The following is a 26,005-nucleotide window of genomic DNA, read 5'->3' on the forward strand; positions in this document are numbered from 1 at the left end:
CTGTTGTCCGGGTGGGGGTCTTTTTCCCCGTGGGGCGAAACGAAATCCCACAACCCAGGTCTGCGCCGGAGGCGGTCGCGCTGTCCTCGGGGGCGGCTAGCCTGCCCGTATGGGTCTCAACACCTCTCCGGACGCACCCATCCCCGTGGGCCAGGTGTCACGGCTGATCGGCGGATGGATCGACCGGCTCGGCTCCGTGTGGGTCGAAGGGCAGATCACGCAGTTGTCGCGGCGGCCCGGCGCCGGCGTGGTGTTCCTGACCCTGCGCGACCCGTCGCACGACATCTCCCTCTCCGTCACCTGCTACCGCCTGGTGTTCGACCGGGTCGGGGACATCGTCTCCGAGGGCGCGCGGGTCGTCGTTCACGCCAAGCCCGAGTGGTACGCGCCGCGCGGCCAGCTCTCGCTCCGGGCCTCCGAGATCAGGCCGGTCGGCGTCGGCGAACTGCTGGCCCGGCTGGAGCAGCTGAAGAAGTCGCTCGCCGCCGAGGGCCTGTTCGCGCTGGACCGGAAGCGTCCGCTCCCGTTCCTGCCGCAGCTCATCGGCCTGGTCTGCGGCCGGGCCTCGGCCGCCGAGCGGGACGTGCTGGAGAACGCCCGGCACCGCTGGCCGGCCGTCCGCTTCGAGGTCCGCAACGTCGCGGTGCAGGGCGTGCACGCCGTGCCGCAGATCGTTCAGGCGGTCAAGGATCTCGACGCGCTGCCGGACGTCGACGTGATCGTCGTGGCGCGCGGCGGCGGCAGCGTCGAAGACCTGTTGCCGTTCTCGGACGAGCAGCTCGTACGGACCGTGGCCGACTGCCGTACGCCCGTCGTGTCGGCCATCGGCCACGAGCCGGACACACCCCTGCTCGACCTCGTCGCCGACCTGCGCGCCTCCACGCCGACGGACGCCGCGAAGAAGGTCGTGCCGGACGTCGGCGAGGAGCTGACCCGCATCCGGCAGCTGCGGGAGCGCGCGCTGCGCACCGTCACGGGGCTGCTCGACCGGGAGGAGCGGGGCCTCGCGGCCGTCCGCCACCGGCCGTGCATGGAGCGGCCGCAGCGGATGGTGGAGGAGCGGGAGGAGCAGGTCGAGGCGCTGCTCCACCGGGGCCGCAGGACGCTGGGGCACCTGCTGGACCGGGCCGACTCGGAGCTCGCGCACACCCTCGCGCGCGTTGTGTCGCTCTCCCCGGCGGCCACGCTGGAGCGGGGGTACGCGGTGCTGCAGCGGGCGGACGGCACGGTGGTCAGGTCGGCGGACGAGGTCACGCCGGACGAGAAGCTGCGGGCCCGCGTCGCCGAGGGCGAGTTCACGGTGCGGGTGACGCCGTAGCGGCACCTGCTGCGCTCCCTACGTCGCCGTACGCCGCGACAGCGGCGCGGGTGACGACGTGGGCGTCGTGGGTGGCGACGTGGGCGTCGTGGGTGGCGTCGGCCGCCCTGTCGTACGCCACCTCTAGGCTGGACGCATGACCACTACGGACGAGAAGGCCGGCGAGCCCGGCGGCGGCGCGACCGCGCCGCCGGCCGACTCGACGCTCGGCTACGAGCAGGCGAGGGACGAGCTGATCGAGGTCGTCCGCCGGCTGGAGGCGGGCGGGACCACGCTGGAGGAGTCCCTCGCGCTCTGGGAGCGCGGCGAGCAGCTGGCGAAGGTCTGCCGCCGGTGGCTGGAGGGCGCGCGGGCGCGGCTGGACGCGGCCCTCGCGGATTCCGGGGACGAGGACGGCGCCGGGGGCGAGGACGACGAGGAAGCCGACGACTAACGCGCCCACCGGCGTACCGACCGGAGCACTCACCGGAGCCGGGGCCCACCGGCGTACCGACCAGCACACAGCCCGCGCGGATGTGAAGCGGGTCACACACCTTCACCCTCGTTGAATATTCACGCGCCTCTCGTGGTTGCACGCGACGGTAATTGAACGCTGCACAACTTTGAGAGGTACCCCATGACCCTCGCCCTCGACAGCGCCGCCCAGGACCTGCTCTTCCGTGAGGCCAGGACCGCCCGCACCTTCACCGACGAGCCGGTCACCGACGAGCAGGTGCAGGCGATCTACGACCTGGTGAAGTACGCCCCCACCGCCTTCAACCAGTCGCCGCTGCGCATCGTGCTGGTCCGCTCGCCCGACGCCCGTGAGCGCCTGGTGCGCCACATGGCCGAGGGCAACCAGCCCAAGACGGCCGCCGCCCCGCTCGTCGCGATCCTCGCCACGGACCACGAGTTCCACGAGGAGCTGCCCCGCCTCTTCCCGCACTTCCCGCAGGTCAAGGACGTCTTCTTCAGCGAGCGCCCGGTCCGCGAGCAGGCCGGCTCCTTCAACGCGGCGCTGCAGGTCGGCTACTTCATCATCGGCGTCCGCGCCGCCGGCCTGGCCGCGGGCCCGATGACCGGCTACGACGCCGAGGCCCTCAACAAGGAGTTCTTCCCCGAGGGCGACCACTCGGTGCTGGCCGTGGTGAACATCGGCAAGCCGGGCGAGGACGCATGGCTCCCGCGCTCGCCCCGCCTGGAGTACGACGAGGTCGTCACGACCGTCTGACCTCAAGCCCGCCGGTCCCCCGGCAGAGCCCGGACGGCCCGGGGCGCTGCCGGGGGTAAGGGACCCGCGGCGGCAGCCGCCCATGCAAGCCGCCCAAGTCGGCCACCCGTGTCACCGGCCCCCGGGAGACTCGAGCCTGAGTGCGGCGGCCATCTTCGCGAGCTGCGCGTACGGCGCGGTGCCGGTCACCACCGTCGTCACCCCGCGCTCCTCCAGCACCAGCGCGTCGTACTTCGGGCCCTCGTAGCGGTCCCAGCGCTCCGCGCCGACCTGCTGGGTCCTGCCGGTCTTCTCCGCGCCCTGGCTGACCTTCGTCACGAACTTCGACGGTCTGCCGTTGCTCTGTTCCACCGCCACGTACTGGTCGTCCTGGTCCAGGAAGCCCAGGTGCCAGGCGGCCCCGTCCGGGTTGCCCCCGTCGTACGTCACCGAGGTCGCGCGCCAGGTCTTCGGCAGGCCCTCGGGGGCCGCCACCGGGTAGGGCGCGGCGCGGCGGGCCGTGTCCAGCTCCACCCGGTAGTCGACCGGCTTCACCGGGTCCTTCGAGGGGTCGTGCGGGATGAAGAGATAGATGCCCGCGACAACGACCCCGATGACCGCCATCGACAGCACCATGTCCCGAACCGTCTGCGTACCGCGCATTCCTGCCACGCCCCTATCGTCCCTTATCGCCGAACCGGCGATTCCCGCACCCCCTGCGGGGCACTCGTGAGACGCCCCCGGCGGCGCCTCGACCACGCTCTCGACCGCGCCCTCGACCGAGGCCTCGACCGTGCGCTTGACAGCGCTCATGCGTAGGGCCCACTGCTCACATTGGCGACGAACCGATAAAGTCACAGACACCGTCTACTCCGGCCGTCGCCGTACAGAAAGGTGCGCTCCGATGACCGAGCATCATCTGCCGTCCCAGCTCGAGGTGAGCCCCGAGGCTCCCGACCGAAACCTCGCCCTGGAACTCGTACGGGTCACCGAGGCCGCCGCGATGGCCGCGGGGCGGTGGGTCGGCCGCGGCGACAAGAACGGCGCCGACGGCGCCGCCGTGAAGGCCATGCGCACCCTCGTCAGCACCGTGTCGATGAACGGGGTCGTCGTCATCGGCGAGGGCGAGAAGGACGAGGCCCCGATGCTCTTCAACGGGGAGCGGATCGGCGATGGCACCGGTGCGGAGTGCGACATCGCCGTGGACCCGATCGACGGGACCACCCTGACCGCCAAGGGCATGCCCAACGCCATCGCCGTCCTCGCCGCCGCCGACCGCGGCACGATGTTCGACCCGTCCGCCGTCTTCTACATGGACAAGCTGGTCACCGGGCCGGAGGCGGCCGACTACGTCGACATCACCGCGCCTCCGTCGGTCAACATCCGCCGGGTCGCCAAGGCCAAGCACAGCGCGCCCGAGGACGTCACGGTCGTCGTCCTCGACCGCCCGCGCCACCAGGACCTGGTCAAGGAGATCCGCGAGACCGGCGCCCGGATCAAGTTCATCTCGGACGGCGACGTCGCGGGCGCGATCATGGCCGTACGGGAGAGCACCGGCATCGACATGCTGATGGGCATCGGCGGCACGCCCGAGGGCATCATCGCGGCCTGCGCGATCAAGTGTCTGGGCGGCACGATCCAGGGCAAGCTGTGGCCGAAGGACGACGAGGAGAAGCAGCGCGCGCTGGACGCGGGCCACGACCTCGACCGCGTCCTGCACACCGACGACCTGGTCAGCGGCGACAACGTGTTCTTCGTCGCCACCGGCATCACGGACGGCGAGCTGCTGCGCGGGGTGCGGTACCGGGCGGAGACGGCCGCCACCGAGTCGCTGGTAATGCGTTCCAAGTCCGGCACGATCCGGCGGATCGACTCCACGCACCGGCTGTCGAAGCTCCGCGCCTACAGCGCCATCGACTTCGACCGCGCGCGCTGAGCGGGGGAGCCGGAGCCGGCCGGTTCAGACGATACGGACGCGCACCTGCGGAATACGGATGAACGTCAGGGGCGCCCCCGCAGTGGGCGCGCCCCTGACGCACGTTCAGCCAGCCGCTGCGATGTGCGGGACCGCGGCGGAGCGCGCGGCCTTCTGCAGCTCGACCTCACGGCGCCGGCGGCGGGCCAGCACGACCCGGCGCTCGGCCGCGGTCAGCCCTCCCCACACGCCGTAGGGCTCCGGCTGCAGCAGTGCGTGCTCCCGGCACTCCACCATCACAGGGCACCGGGCGCAGACCCGCTTCGCGGCCTCTTCACGCGACAGCCGGGCGGCCGTCGGCTCCTTGGAGGGCGCGAAGAACAGCCCGGCTTCGTCGCGGCGGCACACCGCGTCCGAGTGCCAGGGGCCTGCTTGGTCCCGGGCGTGAATGCGCTGCGGCGGTACGGCGGCCTGCAGGGGCTGATGCGGCGGTTGCAGCACGGTCTACTCCTGACGACGGCTTTCGCGAAAGAGTCACCCTTGCCCGTCTCCCCCGGCGCACGGCCCCTTTCAACCCCCATGCCGTACGAGAAGACGATGCAGCAGTCCCTACCCGCTGTGCGTGTGCCTATGCAGACCGTTGCAGTTTTCTGGCCCCACCCGCTCCGGACCCCATGCCCACACCCCGGGGCCCCTCAGTGCCCGAGGTGTTTGCGCGCGTGGGCGTGCAGGTCGCGGAGGCGTTTGCCCCTCTTGGGCTTGGCCTCGATGCTGCCGAAGACCGCGTAGCCGCTGATGACGACGACCGGAGCGTTGAGGTCCGCGGACTCCTGGGTGTCCACCTCGACGTTGCCGAAGACGCCCGTGCCCGAGCCGCGCAGCGTGACGTTCTCCGGGACCCGGACTTCCACACTGCCGAAGATCGACGTCGCGTTGATCACGACCTGCTGCTGCTCGAACATCGCCTCCGTGAGGTCGATCTCGACGCTGCCGAAGCAGGTGAAGACGTTGGTGCGGCGGCCGATGCGCCAGCGGCCCTTGCGGGTCGAGGCGCTGAAAACGGCGACGAGGTTCTCGGGCGGGGCCTCGGCCTGCGCGTACGGCGGCCCGGCGGCCGGGGCGGCGGCGGGTGGCATACGGGTACCGGCCGCAGGCAAGTCCCGTACCAGCGGCTCGAGTTCACCGAGCGTCTTGGCGCGGTAGACCCCGTCGATCCGCTCGGCGTGCTCCTCCGCGGTCAGCCGGCCCTCGGCGAGGGCCTCGCGGAGGATGTCCGCGAACCGGTCGCGGTCGGCGTCGGACGCGCGGATCTCCGCTTCGGCGACTGGCTTGGCCGCGGCCACTGCGGGCGCCGCGGCCACTGCGGCCGCCGCGGCCACTGCGGGCGCCGCGGCCGCTGCAGGGGCCGCGGGTACTGCGGGCTCCGAAGGCGCCACAGGCGCCGCGGGCTTGGTCAGGGGCACCGGCTGCTGCTGAGGCTCATTCACCGGGCCAGCGTACCGAAACGCGATAGATCGCGACTAGGGTTACGCGACTCCCGTGCCGCGCCCACTCGCGCCCCATCTCCACTGAGCCCTACCTCACAGCCCCACCCGCCCTCGCGCGCTCTACGCTTGTCTGCGCTGTCTTCGACGCCAGCCACCGCCGTCTGCCGAGTGAGGAATGGCCGCACATGCCTGAGTTCGCCTATACGGATCTCCTGCCCCTGGGCGAGGACACCACCCCGTACCGCCTGGTGACCTCCGAGGGCGTGAGCACCTTCGAGGCCGACGGGCGCACGTTCCTCAGGGTCGAGCCGGAGGCGCTGCGGAAGCTGGCCGCCGAGGCCATGCACGACATCTCGCACTACCTGCGCCCCGCCCACCTCGCCCAGCTGCGCCGGATCCTCGACGACCCCGAGGCCTCCCCCAACGACCGCTTCGTGGCCCTGGACCTGCTGAAGAACGCGAACATCGCGGCCGCGGGCGTCCTGCCCATGTGCCAGGACACCGGCACCGCGATCGTCATGGGCAAGCGCGGCCAGAACGTCCTGACGTCGGGCGCGGACGAGGAGGCCCTCTCGCGCGGCATCTACGACGCGTACACCAAGCTCAATCTGCGCTACTCGCAGATGGCCCCGCTGACCATGTGGGACGAGAAGAACACCGGCTCCAACCTGCCCGCGCAGATCGAGCTGTACGCGACCGACGGCGGTGCGTACAAGTTCCTCTTCATGGCCAAGGGCGGCGGCTCGGCCAACAAGTCCTTCCTCTACCAGGAGACGAAGGCCGTCCTGAACGAGTCCTCCATGATGAAGTTCCTGGAGGAGAAGATCCGCCTCCTGGGCACGGCCGCCTGTCCGCCGTACCACCTGGCGATCGTCGTCGGCGGCACGAGCGCCGAGTACGCGCTGAAGACCGCCAAGTACGCCTCCGCGCACTACCTCGACGAGATCCCGTCCGAGGGCTCCCCGACCGGCCACGGCTTCCGCGACAAGGAGCTGGAGGAGAAGGTCTTCGAGCTGACCCAGAAGATCGGCATCGGCGCGCAGTTCGGCGGCAAGTACTTCTGCCACGACGTGCGCGTGGTGCGGCTGCCGCGGCACGGCGCGTCCTGCCCGGTCGCCATCGCCGTCTCCTGCTCCGCCGACCGCCAGGCGGTCGCGAAGATCACGGCAGAGGGCGTCTTCCTGGAGCAGCTGGAGACCGACCCGGCGAAGTACCTGCCGGAGACCACCGACGAGCAGCTGACCGAGGGCGCGGGTCCCGACCTCGAAGCGGTGCGTATCGACCTCAACCAGCCGATGGACGACATCCTCGCCGAGCTGACCAAGCACCCGGTCAAAACCCGCCTTTCGCTGACCGGCACGCTCGTCGTCGCCCGCGATATCGCGCACGCGAAGATCAAGGAGCGGCTGGACGCGGGCGAGGAGATGCCGGAGTACCTGAGGAACCACCCGGTCTACTACGCGGGCCCGGCCAAGACCCCCGAGGGCTACGCATCCGGCTCCTTCGGCCCGACGACGGCGGGCCGGATGGACGCGTACGTCGAGCAGTTCCAGGCGGCCGGCGGCTCGAAGGTCATGCTGGCCAAGGGCAACCGCTCCAAGCAGGTCACCGACGCGTGCGCCGCGCACGGCGGCTTCTACCTCGGCTCGATCGGCGGCCCGGCCGCGCGCCTGGCGCAGGACTGCATCAAGAAGGTGGAGGTCCTGGAGTACGAGGAGCTGGGCATGGAGGCGGTCTGGAGGATCGAGGTCGAGGACTTCCCGGCCTTCATCGTGGTCGACGACAAGGGCAACGACTTCTTCCAGGACCCGTCCCCCGCCCAGCCGTTCGTGACCACCATCCCCGTACGGCCCACGACCTGAGCCCGGCCCGGCGGCCCCGCCCGGCGCGCGGGGCCGCCGGGCCGCTCAGGCCAGCACGGTCTTCCAGGCGACGAACACGGCGACGCCGATCAGCAGCGCGCCCGTCATCAGGCTCAGGAGGCCGCCCACCACGTTGTTGTCCCGGAAGCCACCGGAGACGGTGAAGCAGAGCCAGCTTCCCCAGCCGAACACCAGCGCACCGAAGACCAGCAGGCCGGATGCCGCGGCAGCGGCGTCCCAGTTGCCGTTGACGGTTTCCTCGTAAGGGGTCCCCTCCGCGATCAGAAAGCCGATCTGCGGCCCGATGAGGCTGAACAATGCGGCTATCCCCGCGAACAACAGCAGCCGTTGGATCACCAGGACCCCTTCCCTTCGATGGAAAAGCGCGCGATGCGCGCCCGAGCTCCCCGCGTGCGGGACTTGCTCCAGCCCTCTCGCACCGACACGTGGACGAGGACTTCGCGGAGCATGCTTATCTCTCCGGCGAGCCTGCTCCGGTCGCGGTCGATGCGCCGCCGGAGGCGGCGGGCCACGGCCACCTCGACGACTACGGCCGCAGCGACGGCCGCGAGACCGGCGAGCAGAGTCGGCACCATGACCGAACCGGAGTCCTCAACGGCGCCGGGGTGCGCGGCGTACCCGGTGGTCAAAGCCGCCAGGGCGAGCAGCCCGAGTGCTCCCTCCGCGCCGCGCAGGGACCACAGCGCGACCCGGGCCCGGCGCACCCCGCTCAGCAGCTCCTCGGCCGTGCGCAGCGAAGACTCGAAGGCCTCGCCGTCCCAAGCCGTGTTCACAGCAGGCCCTTCAAGGTCCGGTAGAAGTGCTTGCGCAGGCCGCGGGCCCCCAGCTCGTCGAGCACGCTCATCCGGGGCGGAAGGCCACCGCCGAAGGAGTGCCGCAGGAGCCGGGAGCTCACCGGGACGACGGCGATCCGGAGGCGGCTGCCCTCGGCCAGGTCGCGCAGGGCGGTGCAGAAGCGCGATTCGTCGCCCGGCCCGGTGGCGTCACCGTCCGGGATGTAGTAGTCACGTGCGCTGTCGATGTCGTTCCAGAACAGATCGCTCTTGGTGACGGCGACGATCAGCCACTTCAGACGCCGTTCCACGGCGCGGGTCTCCTTGATCCGGTCACACAGATCCTCGAAGTCCCGGCGCTCCTTCAGCAGGTGCCACTCACGCACGGCGTCCGGGGTGATCCCCGTTCCCGCACCGCGCACCCCGTCCTCCAGCGCATTCTGGCCTCTGCGGTCCCAGACTTTGTTGTGGCCCCAGCAGACCACGTGGATGATGCCTTCGGGCGCTGCGTTGTCGCTCAGGACACGGTTCATGGCGCGCTCGCGCTGCGCCGACTCCTGGCCGGGCACCACCATGACGGACACCCGGATCCGCATCGAGCCCAGCATGAAGACCGTGTGCTTCTCCTCCCGGTCCGGGCTGCGCCCCTTGAGGTCGTCGTCGGGGCCGACACGCTGGGCGAGCGCGTCGAAGAGGACCGTCTTCCCGGCCCCGGGCTCCCCGGTGAACGCGATGGGACGGCGGGCCAAGCCCAGGCCCGCCCGGCCCGCCCCGTACTCCTCGTTCTGGGGATGCCCTGTCCCCTCGGCCGCGCGGACGGCGGCCTCCCATCCCGCACGAACCTCATCCCAGATGTCGGACATGCGGTCCTTTCCCTGTCGCCCGCCGATTCCCGGCCGTATCGTAAGGCGGCTTCACCAGCCTTGCAGGGCAACGGACTTGATGAGTCACGTGCGGATCCCGGCACGCCGACCGGCGGCCACCCGCCGGAGGCCGGGCCCTGTCCGGGCCTAGGCGTGCGCGTGGTGGGCCAGGGCCGCGTGGGGGTCCGGGTCGCCGGTCGTGGCGGAGGGGTCCGCGTGCACCAGGGCGGCGGTCAGCCGCGGTACGGCGTGCAGCAGGGCGTGCTCCGCCTCGACGGCGACCTCGTGTGCGGCCCGTACGCTCAGGTCGCCGTCGACGACGATGGCGACCTCCGCCCGCAGCCGGTGCCCGATCCACCGCATCCGCAGCTCGCCGACCTCCACTACGCCGGGCACGCCGAGCAGCGCGGCCGCGGCCGCATCGACGAGCGCGGGTTCCACGGCGTCCATCAGGCGGCGGAAGACCTCCCGGGCGGCGTCCTTCAGCACGAGCGCGATGGCGGCGGTGATGAACAGGCCGACGACCGGGTCGGCCAGGCGCCAGCCGAGCGCCGCGCCGCCCGCGCCGAGCAGCACTGCGAGCGAGGTGAGTCCGTCGGTGCGGGCGTGCAGCCCGTCGGCGACCAGGGCGGCGGAGCCGATCCTGCGGCCGGTGCGGATGCGGTAGCGGGCCACCCACTCGTTGCCGATGAATCCGACGACGGCCGCTGCGGCGACCGCGGGCAGCAGGTGGACCTGCCGTGGGTCGAGGAGCCGGTCGACCGCCGCCCAGCCGGCCAGCGCCGCCGACGCGGCGATGGTCAGCACGATCACGATCCCGGCCAGGTCCTCCGCCCTGCCGTACCCGTACGTGAAGCGGCGGGTGGCGGCGCGCCTGCCGAGGACGAACGCGACGCCCAGCGGCACGGCGGTCAGCGCGTCCGCGGCGTTGTGGACCGTGTCGCCCAGCAGCGCCACAGAACCCGAGACGACGACCACGGCGGCCTGCAGCGCCGCCGTGAGGGCCAGGACGCCGAGCGAGATCCACAGCGTCCGCATGCCCTCCGCGGAGGTCTCCATCGCGGAGTCGACCTTGTCGGCTGCCTGGTGGCTGTGCGGGGTGACCACGTGGGCCACCCGGTGCCGGATGCGCGCCCACCGGCCCCGGCCGTGCCCGTGCCCGTCGTGCCCGTGCCCGTGCCCGCCGTGCCCGTGCCCGTCGTGCCCGTGCCCGTCGTGCCCGTGCCCATCGTGGCCGTGCTCGTGCCCGTCGTGCCCGTGCCCGTGGTCCTGGTGGTTCCTCATCGGCTCGCTCACAGCGCGATTATGGACGGTTACGCCGGGGCTTTCATCTCTCACCTGCGCATATCCCGCGGATGCCGCACGGCCGTACGCGTTCGCGCAACGCCGCCGGGAACAAGGTGAACTGGACACGCGCTGTGCATCCCAGGAGGTACGTGACGATGACCGACGACGGCAGCGAGAACAGCGACAGCAGCGAAGGCGGCGAGGGCTACCGCATCGAGCACGACTCGATGGGCGAGGTACGGGTCCCCGCCCGCGCGAAGTGGCGCGCGCAGACCCAGCGCGCGGTGGAGAACTTCCCGGTCTCCGGGCAGCGCCTGGAGCGCGCGCACATCGAGGCGCTGGCCCGTATCAAGGCGGCCGCGGCCAAGGTGAACGCCGATCTCGGCGTGCTCGACAAGGACCTGGCGACCGCGATCCAGGAGGCCGCGGCAGAGGTCGCCGAGGGCGCCTGGGACGACCACTTCCCGGTGGACGTCTTCCAGACCGGCTCCGGCACGTCCTCCAACATGAACACCAACGAGGTCATCGCGACCCTGGCGAGTGAGCGGCTCGGGGCACCCGTCCACCCGAACGACCATGTCAACGCCAGCCAGTCGTCCAACGACGTCTTCCCGTCCTCGATCCACATCGCCGCGACCGCGGCCGTGACCGGCGACCTTATTCCGGCTCTCGACCACCTCGCCGAGTCCCTGGAGCGCAAGTCCGCGCAGTTCGCGGAGGTCGTCAAGTCCGGCCGTACGCACCTGATGGACGCGACCCCGGTGACGCTGGGTCAGGAGTTCGGCGGCTACGCGGCGCAGGTGCGGTACGGCGCCGAGCGCCTCAGGGCCTCCCTCCCCCGCCTCGCCGAACTCCCCCTCGGCGGCACGGCCGTCGGCACCGGCATCAACACCCCGCCCGGCTTCTCCGCCGCCGTCATCGCCGAGGTGGCCCGCTCCACCGGTCTTCCGCTGACCGAGGCGCGCGACCACTTCGAGGCGCAGGGCGCGCGGGACGGCCTGGTGGAGACCTCGGGCCAGCTCCGTACGATCGCGGTGAGCCTCACCAAGATCGCCAACGATCTCCGCTGGATGGCCTCGGGACCGCGCACCGGACTCGCCGAGATCAACCTGCCCGACCTCCAGCCCGGCTCCTCGATCATGCCGGGGAAGGTCAACCCGGTGATTCCGGAGGCGGTGCTGATGGTGGCCGCCCAGGTCATCGGCAACGACGTGACGGTCACCACGGCAGGCGCCTCGGGCAACTTCGAGCTCAACGTGATGCTCCCGGTCATCGCCAGGAACCTGCTCGAGTCGGTCCGGCTGCTCGCGAGCGCCTCCCGCCTGCTGGCGGACCGCACGGTCGACGGCATCACGGCGAACGCGGACCGGGCCCGGGAGTACGCCGAGTCGTCGCCGTCCGTCGTCACCCCGCTCAACAAGTACATCGGTTACGAGGAGGCGGCGAAGGTCGCCAAGAAGTCTCTGGCCGAGCGGAAGACGATCCGCGAGGTGGTCCTCGAGTCGGGGTACGTGGAACGCGGCGATCTGACGCTCGAGCAGCTGGACGAGGCGCTGGACGTGCTGCGCATGACCCGCCCGTAGCGCGGCGCGTGACGCGCCCGTAGCGCGGGCCACAGCGGCGCGTGGCCCCCCGCCCCTAAGATCTGCGCATGACAGCGGAGACCACGGAGTCGACGGGCGCGGCGGATGCCCGATTCTGGGCACCGGGGGAGCACATCCTCTGGCGCTACCGGGGCAACGGCACCGGCCGCGTCCACATCTGCCGTCCCGTGACGGTCGTGGAGGACACGGCCGAGCTGCTCGCGGTCTGGATGGCGCCGGGCACCGTGTGCGTGAAGCCGGTGCTCAGCGACGGCACACCCGTACACCGTGAGCCGCTGGCCACCCGCTACACCAAGCCGCGGTCCACCACCCGCTCGCGCTGGTTCGGCACGGGTGTGCTGAAGCTGGCCACGCCCGCCGACCCCTGGTCGGTCTGGCTGTTCTGGGAGCCGGGCTGGCGCTTCAAGAACTGGTACGTGAATCTGGAGGAGCCGCGCCGCCGGTGGGCGCGCGGCATCGACTCCGAGGACCACTTCCTGGACATCGCGGTCTATCCGGACCGCAGCTGGGCCTGGCGGGACGAGGACGAGTTCGAACAGGCGCAGCGCGCCGGCCTGATGAGTGCCCGGCAGGCCGAGGGCGTACGGGCCGCGGGCCGGGCCGCCGTCGAACTCATCGGCGCGTGGGGCGCGCCCTTCCGGGACGGCTGGGAGAACTGGCGGCCCGATCAGGAATGGCCGGTCCCGGAACTTCCGGCGGACTGGGACCTCGTCCCTGCCAGACTGGCCTCCTGACCTCCTGCACCGGTGTGCGGAAGGAATCTCCCGACGGGAGACCCTTGATGTGCCCCTGGCCACCAACCGTAGGATCGTCGTCCGCAACACCCTGTGCAGCGCACGGGCAGTACAAGCACAACTCCAAGCCATCGAAAAGGTTTGACCGGCCATCGGAAAGGTTTGACCGCACGTCACAGTCACACGTCACAGTCAGTGGAGTGCTGGAGAACTGGAAGGGTGGAGTCGTGGGCGGAGAAGGCTACGACGGGTACGACCGGTTACAGATCGACAGAACCGGGCAGGCAGAGGCGTTCGACGCGATAGGCGACCGCTACGACGAAGCGTTCCCGCACAAGGAGGGGCAGCTCGCCTCCGGCCGCTGGCTGGCCGAGTCGCTCCCCGCGGGTTCGCGCATCCTCGATATCGGCTGCGGCACGGGCCTGCCGACCGCGGCGCAGCTCGTGACCGCCGGGCACCGGGTCGTCGGCATCGACCTGTCGCCCACGATGGTCAAGCTCGCCCGCGAGAACGTCCCGGCCGGTGAGTTCCGTGTCGCGGAGCTGGCGGACCTCGGGGAGCTGGTCGCCTCGGGGAAATTGGGGGGCCTGACCGCGGAACCGCCCCACGGTCCCGGCCGGTTCGACGGCATCGCCGCCTTCTTCTCGCTCCTGATGCTCCCACGCGCGGAGATCCCGTACGCGCTGCGCCTGCTGCACGGCCTGCTGCGGCCCGAGGGGCTGCTCGCGCTCTCGATGGTCGAAGCAGATGTGGACGACTTCGCAATTCCGTTCCTGGGCAACACGATCCGGGTATCGGGTTACGTGAGGGACGAATTGCGCCAGGTCGTGCGCGATGCGGGTTTCGAGGTCGCCGGGGAGGACTCGTACGCGTACGCCCCGGCCAGTACGGACGTACCGCCCGAGATCCAGCTCTTCCTCAACTGCCGACGACGCGCCTGACCAAGCGCGCCCGACGCGCAGCCCCGGACGGATGGAACCCCACGCGTGACGGAGTACCCGACCTCCCACAGCGGCCGGCAGGCCGCCGCCTCAGCCGCGCCCGCGGCGGGCCAGCCCCCGCGGGCGCACGAGGACGTGCCCGGAGCGGCGGCGGACGCCGACCCGCGCCGCGCGATCCAGCAGGCCGCGGCCGGCACCCCGGCCCCGGACCCGGCCGGCCGGCGAAGGCCTGCGCGCAGATCCGCGGAGCGGGACGGCACCATAGGCCGTCAACGGCCACCGGCCGACGGCATCTCCGCCGCGTCGGCGGCCGCCGACGGGCTGGGCCGCGCCGCGGCGGCGACCGACGCCCCGGCGGGCCCGCCCGCGGACCCGCCGTCCGGTGCCCCGCACCCGAACGAACCACAGCGGCGCAGCGCGGACCGCAACGCCGCCACCGGCGCGGCCCGGCGCACCCGTTCGCGGGGCGGAGCCGCGGCCGCCGACGCGGCCTCCTCGACGGCGGACCGGCGCACGCGCGCGTCGGCCTCGGCCTCCCCGGCCGACCCGTCCCAGGGCGCACAGCACCCGACCGAGCCGGAGAGCGCAGGCGCGGACCGCAACGCCGCCACCGGCGCGAGTCGGCGCAACCGCCCGAAGGGCGGCGAGCCGAGCGCGACGCTCGGGCACCAGCGGGCCGCGTCCGAGCCGATGGGCAAGGCCCCTGCCGCCGGCGCCGGAGGCCCGGGTGAGCCCCTGGTGGACGGGCGGCCGGTCATCGAGACCGGCAGCGCGTCCCGCGAGGGAGACCGGCTGCGGTTCGTCGGGGCGGCGACGCGCCGGATCGCGCGGGGCATCGACCTCGACGAGATCGTGCTCGGCCTGTGCCGGGCCACCGTCCCCACCTTCGCCGACGTCATCCTCGTCTACCTCCGCGACCCGCTGCCCGTCGGCGACGAGCGCCCCGTAGGCCCCGTCGTACTCCGCCTCCGCCGCACCGACCGGATCCCGGAGGAGCAGGACACCGACGGCGGCCGGCTGCCCATGCTCAATCTGCAGGCCGACTTCCCGCAGGCCGCCGAGCACGCCGAGGTCCGCCCCGGCGGGCCGCTCGCCGAGGTGCTGCGGGGCGTACGGCCGGTGTTCGGCGACTCGGCGGCCGCCCGCGCCGCGCTCCCCGAGCTGCTGGGCCCCGGCCACACCGTCCCGGGCGGCCAGCGGGCCGTCCTCGCGCCGCTGCGCGGCCGCCGCCGGGTGATCGGCGCCGCGGTCTTCTTCCGCCGCCCGGAGCGGCCCCCGTTCGAGGCCGACGACCTGCTGGTCGCCGCTCAACTCGCCACGCACACCGCGCTCGGCGTCGACAAGGCCGTGCTGTACGGCCGCGAGGCGTACATCGCCGACGCGCTGCAGCGCACCATGCTCCCCGAGACGCTGCCGCAGCCCACGGGCGTACGGCTGGCCAGCCGCTATCTGCCGGCCGCCGAGACCGCCCGGGTGGGCGGCGACTGGTACGACGCGATCCCGCTGCCCGGCAGCCGGGTCGCCCTCGTCGTCGGCGACGTCATGGGCCACTCCATGACCTCCGCCGCGATCATGGGCCAGCTGCGCACCACGACGCAGACGCTCGCCGGGCTCGACCTGCCGCCTCAGGAGGTGCTGCACCACCTCGACGAGCAGGCGCAGCGGCTCGGCAGCGACCGCATGGCGACCTGCCTGTACGCGGTGTACGACCCGGTCGCGCACCGGATCATGGTGGCCAACGCAGGGCATCCGCCGCCCGTTCTGCTGCACTTGGGCGGCCGGGCCGAGGTGCTGCGCGTACCGCCGGGCGCGCCGATCGGCGTCGGCGGGGTCGACTTCGAGGCCGTGGAGCTGGACGCCCCCGCCGGGGCCACGCTCCTGCTCTACACCGACGGGCTCGTCGAGTCCCGGCTGCGCGACGTCTGGACCGGGATAGAGCAGCTGCGGGAGAAGCTGACCGCGACCGCCCGGCTGACCGGCCCCGACCATCCGCCGCCGCTCGAGCCGCTGTGCGACGAGGTGCTCGACATGCTCGGCCCGGGCGACCGGGACGACGACATCGCGCTGCTCGCCGCCCGGTTCGACGGGATCGCGCCGAGCGATGTCGCGTACTGGTTCCTGGACCCGCACGAGCAGGCGCCGGGCAAGGCGCGCCGACTGGCCCGGCGGGCGCTGGCCCGCTGGGGCCTGGAGGACCTGACCGACTCGGTCGAGCTGCTGATCAGCGAGGTCGTGACGAACGCGGTCCGGTACGCGGAGCGGCCGATCACGCTGCGGCTGCTGCGTACGGACGTGCTGCGCTGCGAGGTCGGGGACGACGTGCCGCAGCTGCCGCGGCTGCGCCAGGCGCGCCACACCGACGAGGGCGGGCGCGGGTTGTACCTGGTCAACAAGTTGGCGCGGCGGTGGGGCGCGACCCGGCTGAGCACCGGCAAGGTGGTGTGGTTCGAGCTGGGCGGGCCGGCACGTATGTGACCGCCCGGGCGCGGGACGCACGACTCCGCCGCGTGTACGAACTTCAGGAGTGGGCCCGGTCCCGGTGGTTGCTGACGACGCGTCGGCGGAGTTCACTGACCAACTGGACACAAAGGGCATAATCCTCCCCCACGCACTGCGAGGCGCTCCATGACCGAGTCCAGCCAGAAGATCCCGTACACGACGAGCAACCACGGCGTCCCCGTTCAGAGCGACGAGCACTCGCTCACCATCGGCGACACAGGCCCGATCCTCCTGCACGACCACTACCTGATCGAGAAGATGGCCCAGTTCAACCGGGAACGGGTCCCCGAGCGGGTGGTGCACGCCAAGGGCGCGGGCGCGTACGGCACCTTCACCGTCACGAACGACGTCAGCCAGTTCACCAAGGCCGACCTGTTCCAGCCCGGCAGGACCACGGAGATGCTGGCCCGCTTCTCCACGGTCGCGGGCGAGCAGGGCAGCCCCGATACCTGGCGCGACCCCCGTGGCTTCGCGCTGAAGTTCTACACCGAAGTCGGCAACTACGACCTGGTCGGGAACAACACCCCGATCTTCTTCGTCCGGGACCCCATGAAGTTCCAGGACTTCATCAGGAGTCAGAAGCGGCGCCCGGACAACGGCATGCGCGACCACGACATGCAGTGGGACTTCTGGACGCTGTCCCCGGAGTCCGCCCACATGGTCACCTGGCTGATGGGGGACCGCGGCATCCCGAAGACGTACCGCCACATGAACGGCTACGGATCGCACACCTACATGTGGATCAACGGCGGTGGCGCGCGGTTCTGGATCAAGTACCACATGAAGACCGACCACGGCGTCGACTTCCTCACCCAGGCCGAGGCCGACGCGCTCGCCGGCGAGGACGCCGACGCGCACCGGCGCGACCTGTTCGACTCCATCGCCTCCGGCAACGCCCCGTCGTGGACGATGTACGTCCAGGTCATGCCGTTCGAGGACGCGGCGGACTACCGCTTCAACCCCTTCGACCTGACCAAGGTGTGGCCGCACGGCGACTACCCGCTCATCGAGGTCGGCCGGATGACGCTCAACCGGAACCCGGAGGACTACTTCGTCCACATCGAGCAGGCCGCCTTCGAGCCCTCGAACCTCGTCCCGGGCATCAGCGTGTCCCCGGACAAGATGCTGCTGGGCCGGATCTTCTCCTACGCGGACACCCACCGGTACCGGATCGGCCCCAACTACGCCCAGCTGCCGCCGAACCGGCCGCACGCTCCGGTCCACTCCTACGCCAAGGACGGGCCGATGCGCTACGAGCCCGCCAGGACCGGTGCACCCTACGCCCCCAACTCGTACGGTGGCCCGGCCGCCGACACCGCGCGCTACGGCGACCCGCAGGGCTGGCAGGCGGCGGGCGAGATGGTGCGCGAGGCGTACCGGCTGCACCGCGAGGACGACGACTGGGGGCAGGCGGGCACCCAGGTGCGCGAGGTTCTCGACGAGGCGGCGCGCGACCGCCTCGTCTCCAACATCTCGGGCCACCTGAAGAACGGGGTGAGCCGGCCGGTCCTCGCGCGGGCGGTCCAGTACTGGCGCAACGTGGACCGGGACCTGGGCGACCGCATCAACAAGGAGGTCAACGGCGGCTGAGGCGCGGCTGAACCGCGGCTGAACCGCGGCTCAGCCGCGACGCGTTGTGGCCGGGGCGGCGGCCCCCGGCCCGGATCTCACTTCCCCCGGACTACTCTCCCGTCGATCGCGCCGAGGGATCGTCGTCTCCGGGCTCCGGCAGCGTCGGATCGCCGGTCGGTCTCGGGGGCCGCGAACTCGCCGTCGGGCTCGGGAAGGAGGGGGTGGGAGTCGGGTCCTGCGGGACGGAGGTGCTGGGGGTGGGCTCGTCCGGGGTCTGGGACTCACTGGTCGGAGTGGGGGTCGGCTCAGGGACGGGGTCGGCCGTGGTCGGGGGAACCGTCGGGGCGGGGGCCACGCCCGCGCCCTGGTCGGTGTCCAGGTCGAACTCGGCGGGCGCCTCGCCCTTCAGCGCGGCCCGGGTGTAGTCGGCCCAGATCTTGGCCGGATAGCCACCGCCGTTGGCGAACACACCGCCGCCGACGTCCTTCAGCGAGACCTGCTTGGTGGTCTTTCCGGAGGTGTCCTCACCGAAGAGGCCGACGGAGGTGACGAGGTCGGGGGTGTAGCCGGTGAACCAGAGCGACTTCTTGTCGTCCGAGGTGCCGGTCTTGCCCGCGATCTCCAGGCCCGCCGACCGGGCGGCCGCGCCCGTACCGTCGTCGACCACGCCGGTCAGCACGGAGGTGACCCGGTCGGCGGTCTCCCGGTCGATGACCTGCTCGCCCACCGGCTCCGACAGCTCGGCCGTCTGCTCGCCGCGCTCGGCGGTCTTCACCACCTGCGGGGCGACCTTCTTGCCGTGGTTGTCCAGGCCCGCATACACGCCGGCCATGTCGAGCGGGCTGGCGCCCATCACGCCCAGCGACATCGAGGGCCGTACCACGAAGCCGCCGGCGTCCTCCTTCATGCCCAGGCCCACCGCGGTCCGCTTGACGTCTTTCAGCCCGGCGTCCACGCCCATCTGCGCGAAGACGGAGTTGATCGACTTGCTCATCGCCCGCTTGACGGTGACCTGACCCCAGTCCTTGTTGCCCTGGTTCGGTGGGGCGAAGGGAGTGGTGCTGCCCTCGACGGGGCGCTTGCTGGTGCCGTCGTAGATCGTGTCCTCGGTGATCGGCACGCCGTCCTGGGTCTCGGCGCCGTTCTCCAGCGCGGTCGCGAAGACGAGCGGCTTGAAGGTGGACGCCGCCTGATAGTCGCGGCGGGTCGCGTTGCTGATCTGGTGCTCGACGAAGTCCTGGCCGCCGTAGAGCGCCACGACCCGGCCGGTCTTCGGGTCGACCGAGGCCGCCCCGGGCTGGACGTCCTGGTCGGCCTTGCGGTCCTTCGGGTCGAGGTCGTCGATCAGCTCGGTATCGACGGCCTTCTCCAGGGCCTGCTGCTTCTTGCGGTCGATGTTGAGCGTGATGTTCCAGCCGCCGGCGTCCAGCTCCTTCTCGTCGACGGCGCCGGAGGAGATCAGCTCGGCCTTGGCGGCCTCGACGAGGTAGCCGGCCTGGCCTTCCAGGCCGGGGGCGGGCTTCGGGGTGATCGGCTCGGGGAACTTCATGCGGGAGCGCTCGCCCGGATCCAGCCAGTCCATCTCGACCATGTTGTTCAGCACGTAGTTCCAGCGCTGGAGGGCGAGCTCGCGCGAGGCCTCGCTGGCGGACGACCACTCGTACTGGCTCGGTGCCTGGAGCAGCGCGGCGAGGTACGCGCCCTGCTCCACGGTCAGGTCGTCGGAGTCCACGCCGTAGTACGCGCGGGCCGCAGCCTGGATGCCCCACGCGCCGCGCCCGTAGTAGCTGGTGTTGATGTACCCGGCGAGGATCTCGTCCTTGGTCTTCTCCTGGTCGACCTTGAGCGAGATGATCAGCTCTTTGGCCTTCCGGGTGACGGTCTGCTCCGAGCTCAGGAAGTAGTTCTTGACGTACTGCTGGGTGATGGTGGATCCGCCCTGCTTGCCCTTGCCGGTGACGGTGTTGATCAGGCCGCGGGCGGTGCCCTTCAGATCGACGCCGGAATCGCTGTAGAAGGTCTTGTTCTCGGCGGCGACGAAGGTGCGCTGGACGTCCTTGGGCACCTTGGTCAGCGGGACGACCTCGCGGTTGACGTCACCGGTCCGCGCGATGACGGTGCCGTCGCTGTACTTGTAGACGTTGCTCTGCGCCTGGGCCAGGGCGTTGGCCCCGGGGACGTCGACGTAGAGGTAGAGCGCGATGAAGGCACCGATGCCGAGGGCGCACACGGTGAGAAAGGTGCCGAACAGCTTCCGCCAGGTGAAGAGGCGGCGTATGCCCCCCTTGGGCTTCGCGCGACGCGCGCCGCCCCGGCGGCCGCGCTGCCGCGCCCGTCTCGCTTCGGCTCGTCCCATCTCTTCGCTGCTCCAGTTCCGTCCGCCCCCACAAAGCCTCATGAAGCTAGCACCACATCTGGGGTCAAACGCTTATCGATCAAGGCTTTTCCGGACGTGAGAATCAGCACCCGGCTTCACAGGAACTGACTGGCGAGGCGGGCGAAGGGTTGCCTGGGCGAGACGGGCAAACCCGTGTCGGACGCGCCACAGATGCCGAAACCACAGGTCAGTGGAGGGGTAGCACAGCGCATAGACGGTGGGCTCGACCTGCTGCGCCCCGCACGCACGAGCCCGCCCCCGCATCCCCGTACGGGTCAAGGACGCCAATCATGACGCGGGCTGATCCCGCGCCTTACGATGATGCTCTCGACATCCGGCCGTCAGGAGGAACGCCATGTCCGCCGAATCAGTCGAGCACCCCTGCTACGACGACGAGCCGACATTGCTTGAGGCAGCTGAGGAGGTTGCCCAGAAGCTGCCCGGCCACCGCGTCGAGATCATCGGGGGAGAAATCACCGTGACGCCACCGCCCGACATGCCCCATGCGCATCGGCTGACAGACATCATGATCCCGCTTATCGCGGCGGGCCTGCATGGCGAGCAGTCAGGGGTGATGCAGGCCGTGGGCGTATGGCTCCCCGACGGGCCATTCGACTTCGCCGTCCCCGATCTCGCCGTCGTCGACGCCGACTACGACGACCACCTCATCGAGCACAACTGCTACGACCCGGCGATCTTCCGCATGGTTCTGGAGGTCACGTCCTCCAACTACGGCAACGACCTCAAGAAGAAAGTCCTCGCCTACGCCATCGCCGGCATCCCCGTCTACGTGATCGTCGACCGCAAGAACCGCCGCGTCCGCGTGCTCACCGAGCCGGAATTCGGCGAGTACAGGGTGCACGCCGTCTATCCTCCCGGCGAGTCCTTCACCCTGCCCGAGTCCATCGGCGCCACGGTGACCCTGCAGGTCGATTCCGTCCTCGGGCTGGGATAGGCCCGGGCCGGCGGCCCGCGTCCAGGCGGCGGGCGTACGGATCGTCGAGTCCCGCTTCACCCACCTCGCGTACGCGCCCGAGATCGCCTCGGCGATGCTCCAGCGGCAGCAGGCGGGCGCGGTCGTCGCCGCCCGGCGGCAGATCGTGGACGGCGCGGTCGGCATGGTCGAGGCCGCGCTGGCGCGGATCACCGAGCGGGACATGGTGGACCTCGACGAGGAGCGGAAGGCGGCGATGGTCAGCAACCTCATGGTGGTGCTGTGCGGCGACCGCAGCCCGCAGCCGGTCCTCAACACGGGGACGCTCTACCAGTGACGGCGGCCCGGTGACGGACGACGAACACCTCCCCCACGGCCATCGGCGCGGGAGGGACCCCCAGCAGAAGCGGAGGCCGCAGCAGCGCAAGCAGGTGCTGCTGCGGCTGGACCCCGCCGTGCACGACGCGATCGCGCGCTGGGCGGAGGCGGAGCTGCGCAGCACGAACGCCCAGATCGAGTTCCTGCTCCGCAGGGCCCTGGCGGACACGGGTCGCCTGCCGAAGTCGGCTCGTCCGCCGAGGAGGCCGGCAGCGAGCCGCCGCAGGACCCGCAGCGCGACTGACGACCACGAGCTGCGCTGCCGCCTCATGTCCCCCTCGTGCGCCAACTCCCGCCTGCCACCTGCGGGATGAGCTATCCACTCCCTCTATACACGCGATGTATACGCGTGGTGTAGAGTCCCGGACATGTCAATCGGCCACACCCTGCTCGGACTCCTGGAGTCCGGCCCCCGCCACGGTTACGATCTCAAGCGCGCCTTCGACGAGCGCTTCGGTCACGACCGCCCGCTGCACTACGGGCAGGTCTACTCGACCATGTCGCGCCTGCTGAAGAACGGACTCGTCGAGGTCGAGGGCATCGAGCCCGGCGGCGGGCCCGAGCGGAAGCGGTACGCGATCACCGACGCCGGGATCACCGACGTCGAGCAGTGGCTCGCGCAGCCCGAGAAGCCCGAGCCGTATCTGCAGAGCACCCTCTACACGAAGGTCGTGCTCGCGCTGCTCACCGGCCGCAGCGCCGCCGAGCTGCTCGACTCGCAGCGCTCCGAGCATCTGCGGCTGATGCGGGAACTGACCCGGCGCAAGTCCTCCGGCGACATCGCCGACCAGCTGATCTGCGATCACGCACTCTTCCATCTCGAAGCGGACCTGCGGTGGCTCGAGCTGACCGCCGCCCGACTCGACCAGCTCGCGAAGGAGGTCCGCTCGTGACCCCCACCGGTTCCCTGCTCTCCGCCGCCGCCCTGCACAAGGCGTACGGCCCGACTCCCGCCCTGGACGGCGCGGAGTTCAGCATTCACCCCGGCGAGGTCGTCGCCGTCATGGGCCCCTCCGGCTCGGGCAAGTCGACGCTGCTGCACTGCCTGGCCGGGATCGTCCGGCCCGACGCGGGCACGGTCCACTACCGGGGCCGCGAGCTGTCGGCGATGACCGATGCCGAGCGGAGCGCGCTGCGCCGCGGCGAGTTCGGCTTCGTGTTCCAGTTCGGCCAGCTCGTGCCCGAGCTGTCCTGCGTGGAGAACGTGGCGCTGCCGCTGCGGCTGAACGGCACCCGGCGCAAGGAGGCCGAGGCCCGCGCCCTCCAGTGGATGGAGCGGCTGGAGGTCGGCGACGTACGGGCCAAACGGCCCGGCGAGGTCTCCGGCGGCCAGGGGCAGCGGGTCGCGGTCGCCCGCTCGCTGGTGACCGGGCCGCGCGTGCTCTTCGCCGACGAGCCGACCGGCGCGCTGGACTCCCTCAACGGCGAGCGCGTGATGCAGCTGCTCACCGAGGCGGCCAGGGAGACCCGGGCCGCGGTCGTGCTCGTCACACACGAGGCGCGCGTCGCCGCGTACTCCGACCGCGAGGTCGTCGTACGGGACGGCCGCGCGCGGGACATGGCGGCCGTCGGATGAGCGGCACCATGACCGGCCGCCCGGCCGGCACGGACGAGCACACGGGTTCCGGGGAGCCGCCGGCCCGCGCCGGCGTCTCCAGGTGGGCCGCGGACCTCGCGATGGGCGCCCGGTTCGCGCTCACCGGCGGCCGCGAGAGCTGGGCGCGCACCCTCCTCACCGCCATAGGCGTCGGCCTGGGCGTCGCGCTCCTGCTGGCCGCGTCCGCCGTCCCCACCATGATGGCCGCCCGGGACGCCCGCGGCGACGCACGCTCGATCGAGAGCAGCATGGTGAACGATGAGCTGAAGCCCGGCCCCAAGACGCTCCGGATCGGGCAGGCCGACACCACATACCACGGCAAGGACGTCCGCGGCCTCGTCATGTCGCCCGACGGCGCCAAGCCGCCCGTGCCGCCCGGCCTTTCCGCGATACCCCGGCCCGGCGAGATGGTGGTCTCACCCGCCCTCGCGGAGCTCCTCGCCTCGCCCGAGGGCAAGCTCCTCAAGGAGCGCCTCGGCGACCGCGTCACGGGGACGATCGGCGACGAAGGCCTGATCGGGCCCAACGAGCTCGCCTTCTATGCGGGGGCCGCGCCCGAGTCGTTCGGCAAGGGCCACAGCGCCCGGCTCGACCACTTCGGCGCCACGACCAAGAGCGACCCGCTCCCGCCCGAGCTGCTCCTGCTCGTCATCATCGCCTGTGTGGTCCTGCTGCTGCCTGTAGCGATCTTCATCGCGACCGCCGTGCGCTTCGGCAGCGAGCGACGCGACCGGCGCCTCGCGGCCCTCCGGCTCGTGGGCGCCGACGGCCGGATGGCCCGCCGGATCGCCGCGGGTGAGGCGCTGCTCGCCTCGCTCGCCGGACTGGCCGTGGGCTGCGGTGTGTTCCTGGCGGGCCGACAGTTCGTCAACTCGGTCACGCTGTTCGACGTCAGCGTCTTCCCGTCCGATGTGACGCCCAGCCCGGCGCTGGCAACGCTGATCGCCGTCGCCGTGCCGGCGTGTGCGGTCGCGGTCACGCTCTTCGCGCTCCGCGGGGTCACGATCGAGCCCCTGGGGGTCGTACGGAACGCCGCCACCCGCCGCCGGCGCCTGTGGTGGCGGCTGGCCCTCCCCGCCCTCGGCCTCGGCCTGCTGTACCCGCTGATGGGCGGCGGATTCGGGCGGGCCGGCGACCGCGAGATCTACCAAGTCGCGGCCGGGGCCGTGCTGGTGCTCATCGGGGTCACGGCCGTACTGCCCTGGCTCGTCGAGGCCGTCGTCAACCGGTTCGGCGGCGGCCCGCTGCCCTGGCAGCTCGCCACCCGCCGGCTCCAGCTCAGCAGCGGTACGGCGTCGCGCACGGTGAGCGGCATCACGATCGCCGTCGCCGGTGCGATCGCCATCCAGATGCTGTTCGCCAGCGCGGAGGACAGCAGCACCAAGGCGACAGGGCAGGATGCGTCCCGGGCCCAGGCGCAGGTGAGCATCGAGGTGACCAGCGGTGCCGAAGCCCGGGACGTCCTCGGGAAGTTCCGCGGCACGGAAGGCGTACGGGAGGTGTTCGGCCTCACCGAGGCGTACGTCTCGGATGCCGAGAGCAAGGCCCGTAAGGCGGAGGACGTCCGCTCCGACACCCTCACGATCGGCGGCTGCGCCACGCTGCGGGAGCTCCTCCGGATCGGCGCGTGCAAGGACGGGGACGTCTTCGTCACGAAGCCGGAACCGGACTACGGCTTCGCGGCGCCGGGCCGCACGGTGGATCTCAACCTCACGGAGGAGGGCTTGCCCGCGGGCAGGCCGAAGCCGTGGACCATCCCCGCCTCCGCGCGCGTGGTGGACAGCAGGCCCGACCCGATCGGCTGGGAGCGCACCGGCATCTTCGCCACCCCGTCCGCTTTGGACGTGTCGCGGCTCAGCAACGCCGACGTCGTCTCGCTGCTGAAGCTCGACCCGAGGAAGCCCGATGCGGTGGAGCACGTACGCAACACGACCGCGGCGATCTCCCCGACGGTTGACGTGCTCACCCTTCAGGACACCCAGGTGAGCAACGAATTCGACAGCATCCGGCGGGGGTTGTTCATCGGGGCGACGGCGACGCTGCTGCTGATCGGGGCCAGCATGATCGTGACGATGCTGGAGCAGCTGCGGGAGCGGAAGCGGCTGCTGTCCGTCCTGGTCGCCTTCGGCACGCGCCGCACGACCATCGGGTGGTCCGTCTTCTGGCAGACGGCGGTACCGGTGGTCCTCGGGCTCGCGCTGTCGGTGGCGGGCGGGCTCGCGCTGGGGGCGGTGCTGCTGGAGATGGTCGACCAGCCGGTGGCCATCGACTGGTCGAGCCTTGGCACGATGACGGGTACGGGGGCGGCGGTGATCCTTCTCGTGACACTGGTCAGCCTGCCGCCGCTATGGCGCATGATGCGCCCGGACGGCCTCCGCACGGAGTGATTCTTTTCCCGCCGCGACGGCGAGCAACTCGTACGAGGTAGCCCTGCGGTGCCTCACCGGCCTTCTCTTTCCCGCCGCGACGGCGAGCAACTCCTACGGTGCAGCCCGGCCGGCCCTGCGGTGCCAATCCGGCCGCGGCCCATGGACCCCCATGGCGCGGTCAGTTGGGCACCGCCGGGGTGCGCCATCTCGCCGTTCCGCCGTCGCGGCGGGAAAGATGTCGGCTGCGCCATCTCGCGATCCACTGTCGCGGCGGCGAAAAGATAT

General features: G+C 71.4%; 24 protein-coding genes and 1 pseudogene. 16 read left to right on the plus strand and 9 right to left on the minus strand.

Going from position 1 to position 26,005, the window contains the following annotated elements:
* The first annotated feature begins 109 nt into the window (after positions 1 to 109).
* Positions 110 to 1,318: an exodeoxyribonuclease VII large subunit gene (xseA, locus tag ACTWP8_RS35760; protein WP_443326235.1), complete on the plus strand. Its 1,209-nt coding sequence runs from the start codon at positions 110 to 112 to the stop codon at positions 1,316 to 1,318.
* Here the strand turns inward: xseA and ACTWP8_RS35765 are convergent.
* Positions 1,296 to 1,439: a hypothetical protein gene (locus ACTWP8_RS35765; RefSeq protein WP_443326236.1), complete on the minus strand. Its 144-nt coding sequence runs from the start codon at positions 1,437 to 1,439 to the stop codon at positions 1,296 to 1,298. The two genes, xseA and ACTWP8_RS35765, sit on opposite strands and share 23 nt — an antisense overlap.
* Positions 1,440 to 1,454: 15 nt before the next feature.
* On the opposite strand from ACTWP8_RS35765, the gene ACTWP8_RS35770 reads away from it, so the two are divergent.
* Together ACTWP8_RS35770 and ACTWP8_RS35775 are read left to right on the plus strand one after the other, a co-directional pair.
* Positions 1,455 to 1,751 carry an exodeoxyribonuclease VII small subunit gene (locus ACTWP8_RS35770; protein ID WP_443326237.1) on the plus strand — a complete coding sequence of 99 codons (297 nt, stop codon included), beginning with the start codon at positions 1,455 to 1,457 and terminating at the stop codon, positions 1,749 to 1,751.
* 183 nt (positions 1,752 to 1,934) lie between these two features.
* Positions 1,935 to 2,528 carry a malonic semialdehyde reductase gene (locus ACTWP8_RS35775; protein ID WP_443326238.1) on the plus strand — a complete coding sequence of 198 codons (594 nt, stop codon included), beginning with the start codon at positions 1,935 to 1,937 and terminating at the stop codon, positions 2,526 to 2,528.
* A gap of 111 nt (positions 2,529 to 2,639) precedes the next feature.
* Here ACTWP8_RS35775 and ACTWP8_RS35780 read toward each other — a convergent pair whose 3' ends face one another.
* Positions 2,640 to 3,170 (minus strand): DUF4245 domain-containing protein, encoded by a 531-nt coding sequence (locus tag ACTWP8_RS35780; protein WP_443326256.1) that lies wholly within the window; start codon positions 3,168 to 3,170, stop codon positions 2,640 to 2,642.
* Positions 3,171 to 3,411: 241 nt separating this feature from the next.
* On the opposite strand from ACTWP8_RS35780, the gene glpX reads away from it, so the two are divergent.
* Entirely contained in the window at positions 3,412 to 4,443 is a 1,032-nt protein-coding gene (gene glpX / locus ACTWP8_RS35785) for a class II fructose-bisphosphatase (protein ID WP_443318893.1), read from the plus strand.
* Between the two features lie 105 nt (positions 4,444 to 4,548).
* Here the strand turns inward: glpX and ACTWP8_RS35790 are convergent, their stop codons facing one another.
* A complete protein-coding gene (locus tag ACTWP8_RS35790; protein WP_443318892.1) occupies positions 4,549 to 4,923 on the minus strand; it encodes a WhiB family transcriptional regulator in 375 nt (124 codons plus the stop codon).
* Positions 4,924 to 5,117: 194 nt separating this feature from the next.
* Positions 5,118 to 5,801 (minus strand): DUF1707 SHOCT-like domain-containing protein, encoded by a 684-nt coding sequence (locus tag ACTWP8_RS35795; protein WP_443326257.1) that lies wholly within the window; start codon positions 5,799 to 5,801, stop codon positions 5,118 to 5,120.
* A gap of 293 nt (positions 5,802 to 6,094) precedes the next feature.
* Here ACTWP8_RS35795 and ACTWP8_RS35800 point away from each other — a divergent pair, with 293 nt between their 5' ends.
* Entirely contained in the window at positions 6,095 to 7,771 is a 1,677-nt protein-coding gene (locus ACTWP8_RS35800) for a fumarate hydratase (RefSeq protein ID WP_443326239.1), read from the plus strand.
* A gap of 45 nt (positions 7,772 to 7,816) precedes the next feature.
* On the opposite strand, the gene ACTWP8_RS35805 is transcribed toward ACTWP8_RS35800, so the two are convergent.
* From ACTWP8_RS35805 to ACTWP8_RS35820, 4 genes are all read right to left on the minus strand, one after another.
* A complete protein-coding gene (locus ACTWP8_RS35805; RefSeq protein WP_443326240.1) occupies positions 7,817 to 8,128 on the minus strand; it encodes a hypothetical protein in 312 nt (103 codons plus the stop codon).
* A complete protein-coding gene (locus ACTWP8_RS35810) occupies positions 8,125 to 8,565 on the minus strand; it encodes a hypothetical protein (RefSeq protein WP_443326241.1) in 441 nt (146 codons plus the stop codon). Before ACTWP8_RS35810 ends, ACTWP8_RS35805 begins: the two co-directional genes overlap by 4 nt.
* Positions 8,562 to 9,428 carry a hypothetical protein gene (locus tag ACTWP8_RS35815; protein WP_443326242.1) on the minus strand — a complete coding sequence of 289 codons (867 nt, stop codon included), beginning with the start codon at positions 9,426 to 9,428 and terminating at the stop codon, positions 8,562 to 8,564. The genes ACTWP8_RS35810 and ACTWP8_RS35815 overlap by 4 nt, the downstream gene beginning before the upstream one ends.
* 147 nt (positions 9,429 to 9,575) lie before the next feature.
* A complete protein-coding gene (locus ACTWP8_RS35820) occupies positions 9,576 to 10,712 on the minus strand; it encodes a cation diffusion facilitator family transporter (RefSeq protein ID WP_443326258.1) in 1,137 nt (378 codons plus the stop codon).
* Between the two features lie 158 nt (positions 10,713 to 10,870).
* Between ACTWP8_RS35820 and ACTWP8_RS35825 the strand changes: the two genes are divergently transcribed.
* The 5 genes from ACTWP8_RS35825 (at position 10,871) to ACTWP8_RS35845 (ending at position 18,083) form a co-directional block, all read left to right on the plus strand.
* On the plus strand, positions 10,871 to 12,298 hold the full coding sequence (locus ACTWP8_RS35825) for a class II fumarate hydratase (RefSeq protein ID WP_443326259.1): 1,428 nt from the start codon (positions 10,871 to 10,873) through the stop codon (positions 12,296 to 12,298).
* A 68-nt stretch (positions 12,299 to 12,366) separates the two neighbouring features.
* Positions 12,367 to 13,053: a cytidylyl-2-hydroxypropylphosphonate hydrolase gene (gene fomD, locus ACTWP8_RS35830; protein ID WP_443326243.1), complete on the plus strand. Its 687-nt coding sequence runs from the start codon at positions 12,367 to 12,369 to the stop codon at positions 13,051 to 13,053.
* A gap of 203 nt (positions 13,054 to 13,256) precedes the next feature.
* Positions 13,257 to 13,994, plus strand: a complete 738-nt coding sequence (locus ACTWP8_RS35835) for a class I SAM-dependent DNA methyltransferase (RefSeq protein WP_443326260.1) — start codon at positions 13,257 to 13,259, stop codon at positions 13,992 to 13,994.
* A 321-nt stretch (positions 13,995 to 14,315) separates the two neighbouring features.
* On the plus strand, positions 14,316 to 16,469 hold the full coding sequence (locus ACTWP8_RS35840; protein ID WP_443326261.1) for a SpoIIE family protein phosphatase: 2,154 nt from the start codon (positions 14,316 to 14,318) through the stop codon (positions 16,467 to 16,469).
* A gap of 150 nt (positions 16,470 to 16,619) precedes the next feature.
* Positions 16,620 to 18,083 (plus strand): catalase, encoded by a 1,464-nt coding sequence (locus ACTWP8_RS35845; protein ID WP_443326244.1) that lies wholly within the window; start codon positions 16,620 to 16,622, stop codon positions 18,081 to 18,083.
* Positions 18,084 to 18,174: 91 nt separating this feature from the next.
* On the opposite strand, the gene ACTWP8_RS35850 is transcribed toward ACTWP8_RS35845, so the two are convergent.
* Positions 18,175 to 20,421 (minus strand): transglycosylase domain-containing protein, encoded by a 2,247-nt coding sequence (locus ACTWP8_RS35850; protein ID WP_443326245.1) that lies wholly within the window; start codon positions 20,419 to 20,421, stop codon positions 18,175 to 18,177.
* A gap of 376 nt (positions 20,422 to 20,797) precedes the next feature.
* On the opposite strand from ACTWP8_RS35850, the gene ACTWP8_RS35855 reads away from it, so the two are divergent.
* The 6 genes and pseudogenes from ACTWP8_RS35855 (at position 20,798) to ACTWP8_RS35880 (ending at position 25,738) form a co-directional block, all read left to right on the plus strand.
* The gene (locus tag ACTWP8_RS35855; RefSeq protein ID WP_443318882.1) at positions 20,798 to 21,397 is read left to right on the plus strand and encodes a Uma2 family endonuclease; all 600 of its coding nucleotides are present in this window, start codon (positions 20,798 to 20,800) and stop codon (positions 21,395 to 21,397) included.
* A gap of 13 nt (positions 21,398 to 21,410) precedes the next feature.
* Positions 21,411 to 21,713: pseudogene (locus ACTWP8_RS35860) on the plus strand (SPFH domain-containing protein); the annotation flags it as partial.
* Positions 21,714 to 21,723: 10 nt separating this feature from the next.
* Positions 21,724 to 22,068, plus strand: coding sequence for a hypothetical protein (locus ACTWP8_RS35865; protein WP_443326246.1), 345 nt, complete (start codon positions 21,724 to 21,726; stop codon positions 22,066 to 22,068).
* Between the two features lie 54 nt (positions 22,069 to 22,122).
* Positions 22,123 to 22,647: a PadR family transcriptional regulator gene (locus ACTWP8_RS35870; RefSeq protein ID WP_443326247.1), complete on the plus strand. Its 525-nt coding sequence runs from the start codon at positions 22,123 to 22,125 to the stop codon at positions 22,645 to 22,647.
* Entirely contained in the window at positions 22,644 to 23,330 is a 687-nt protein-coding gene (locus ACTWP8_RS35875; protein ID WP_443326248.1) for an ABC transporter ATP-binding protein, read from the plus strand. Before ACTWP8_RS35870 ends, ACTWP8_RS35875 begins: the two co-directional genes overlap by 4 nt.
* A complete protein-coding gene (locus ACTWP8_RS35880) occupies positions 23,327 to 25,738 on the plus strand; it encodes an FtsX-like permease family protein (protein WP_443326249.1) in 2,412 nt (803 codons plus the stop codon). Before ACTWP8_RS35875 ends, ACTWP8_RS35880 begins: the two co-directional genes overlap by 4 nt.
* Positions 25,739 to 26,005: the final 267 nt, after the last annotated feature.

The sequence above is a fragment of the Streptomyces sp. 7N604 genome (genome assembly GCF_052245475.1).
In the GTDB taxonomy this organism is placed as follows: domain Bacteria; phylum Actinomycetota; class Actinomycetes; order Streptomycetales; family Streptomycetaceae; genus Streptomyces.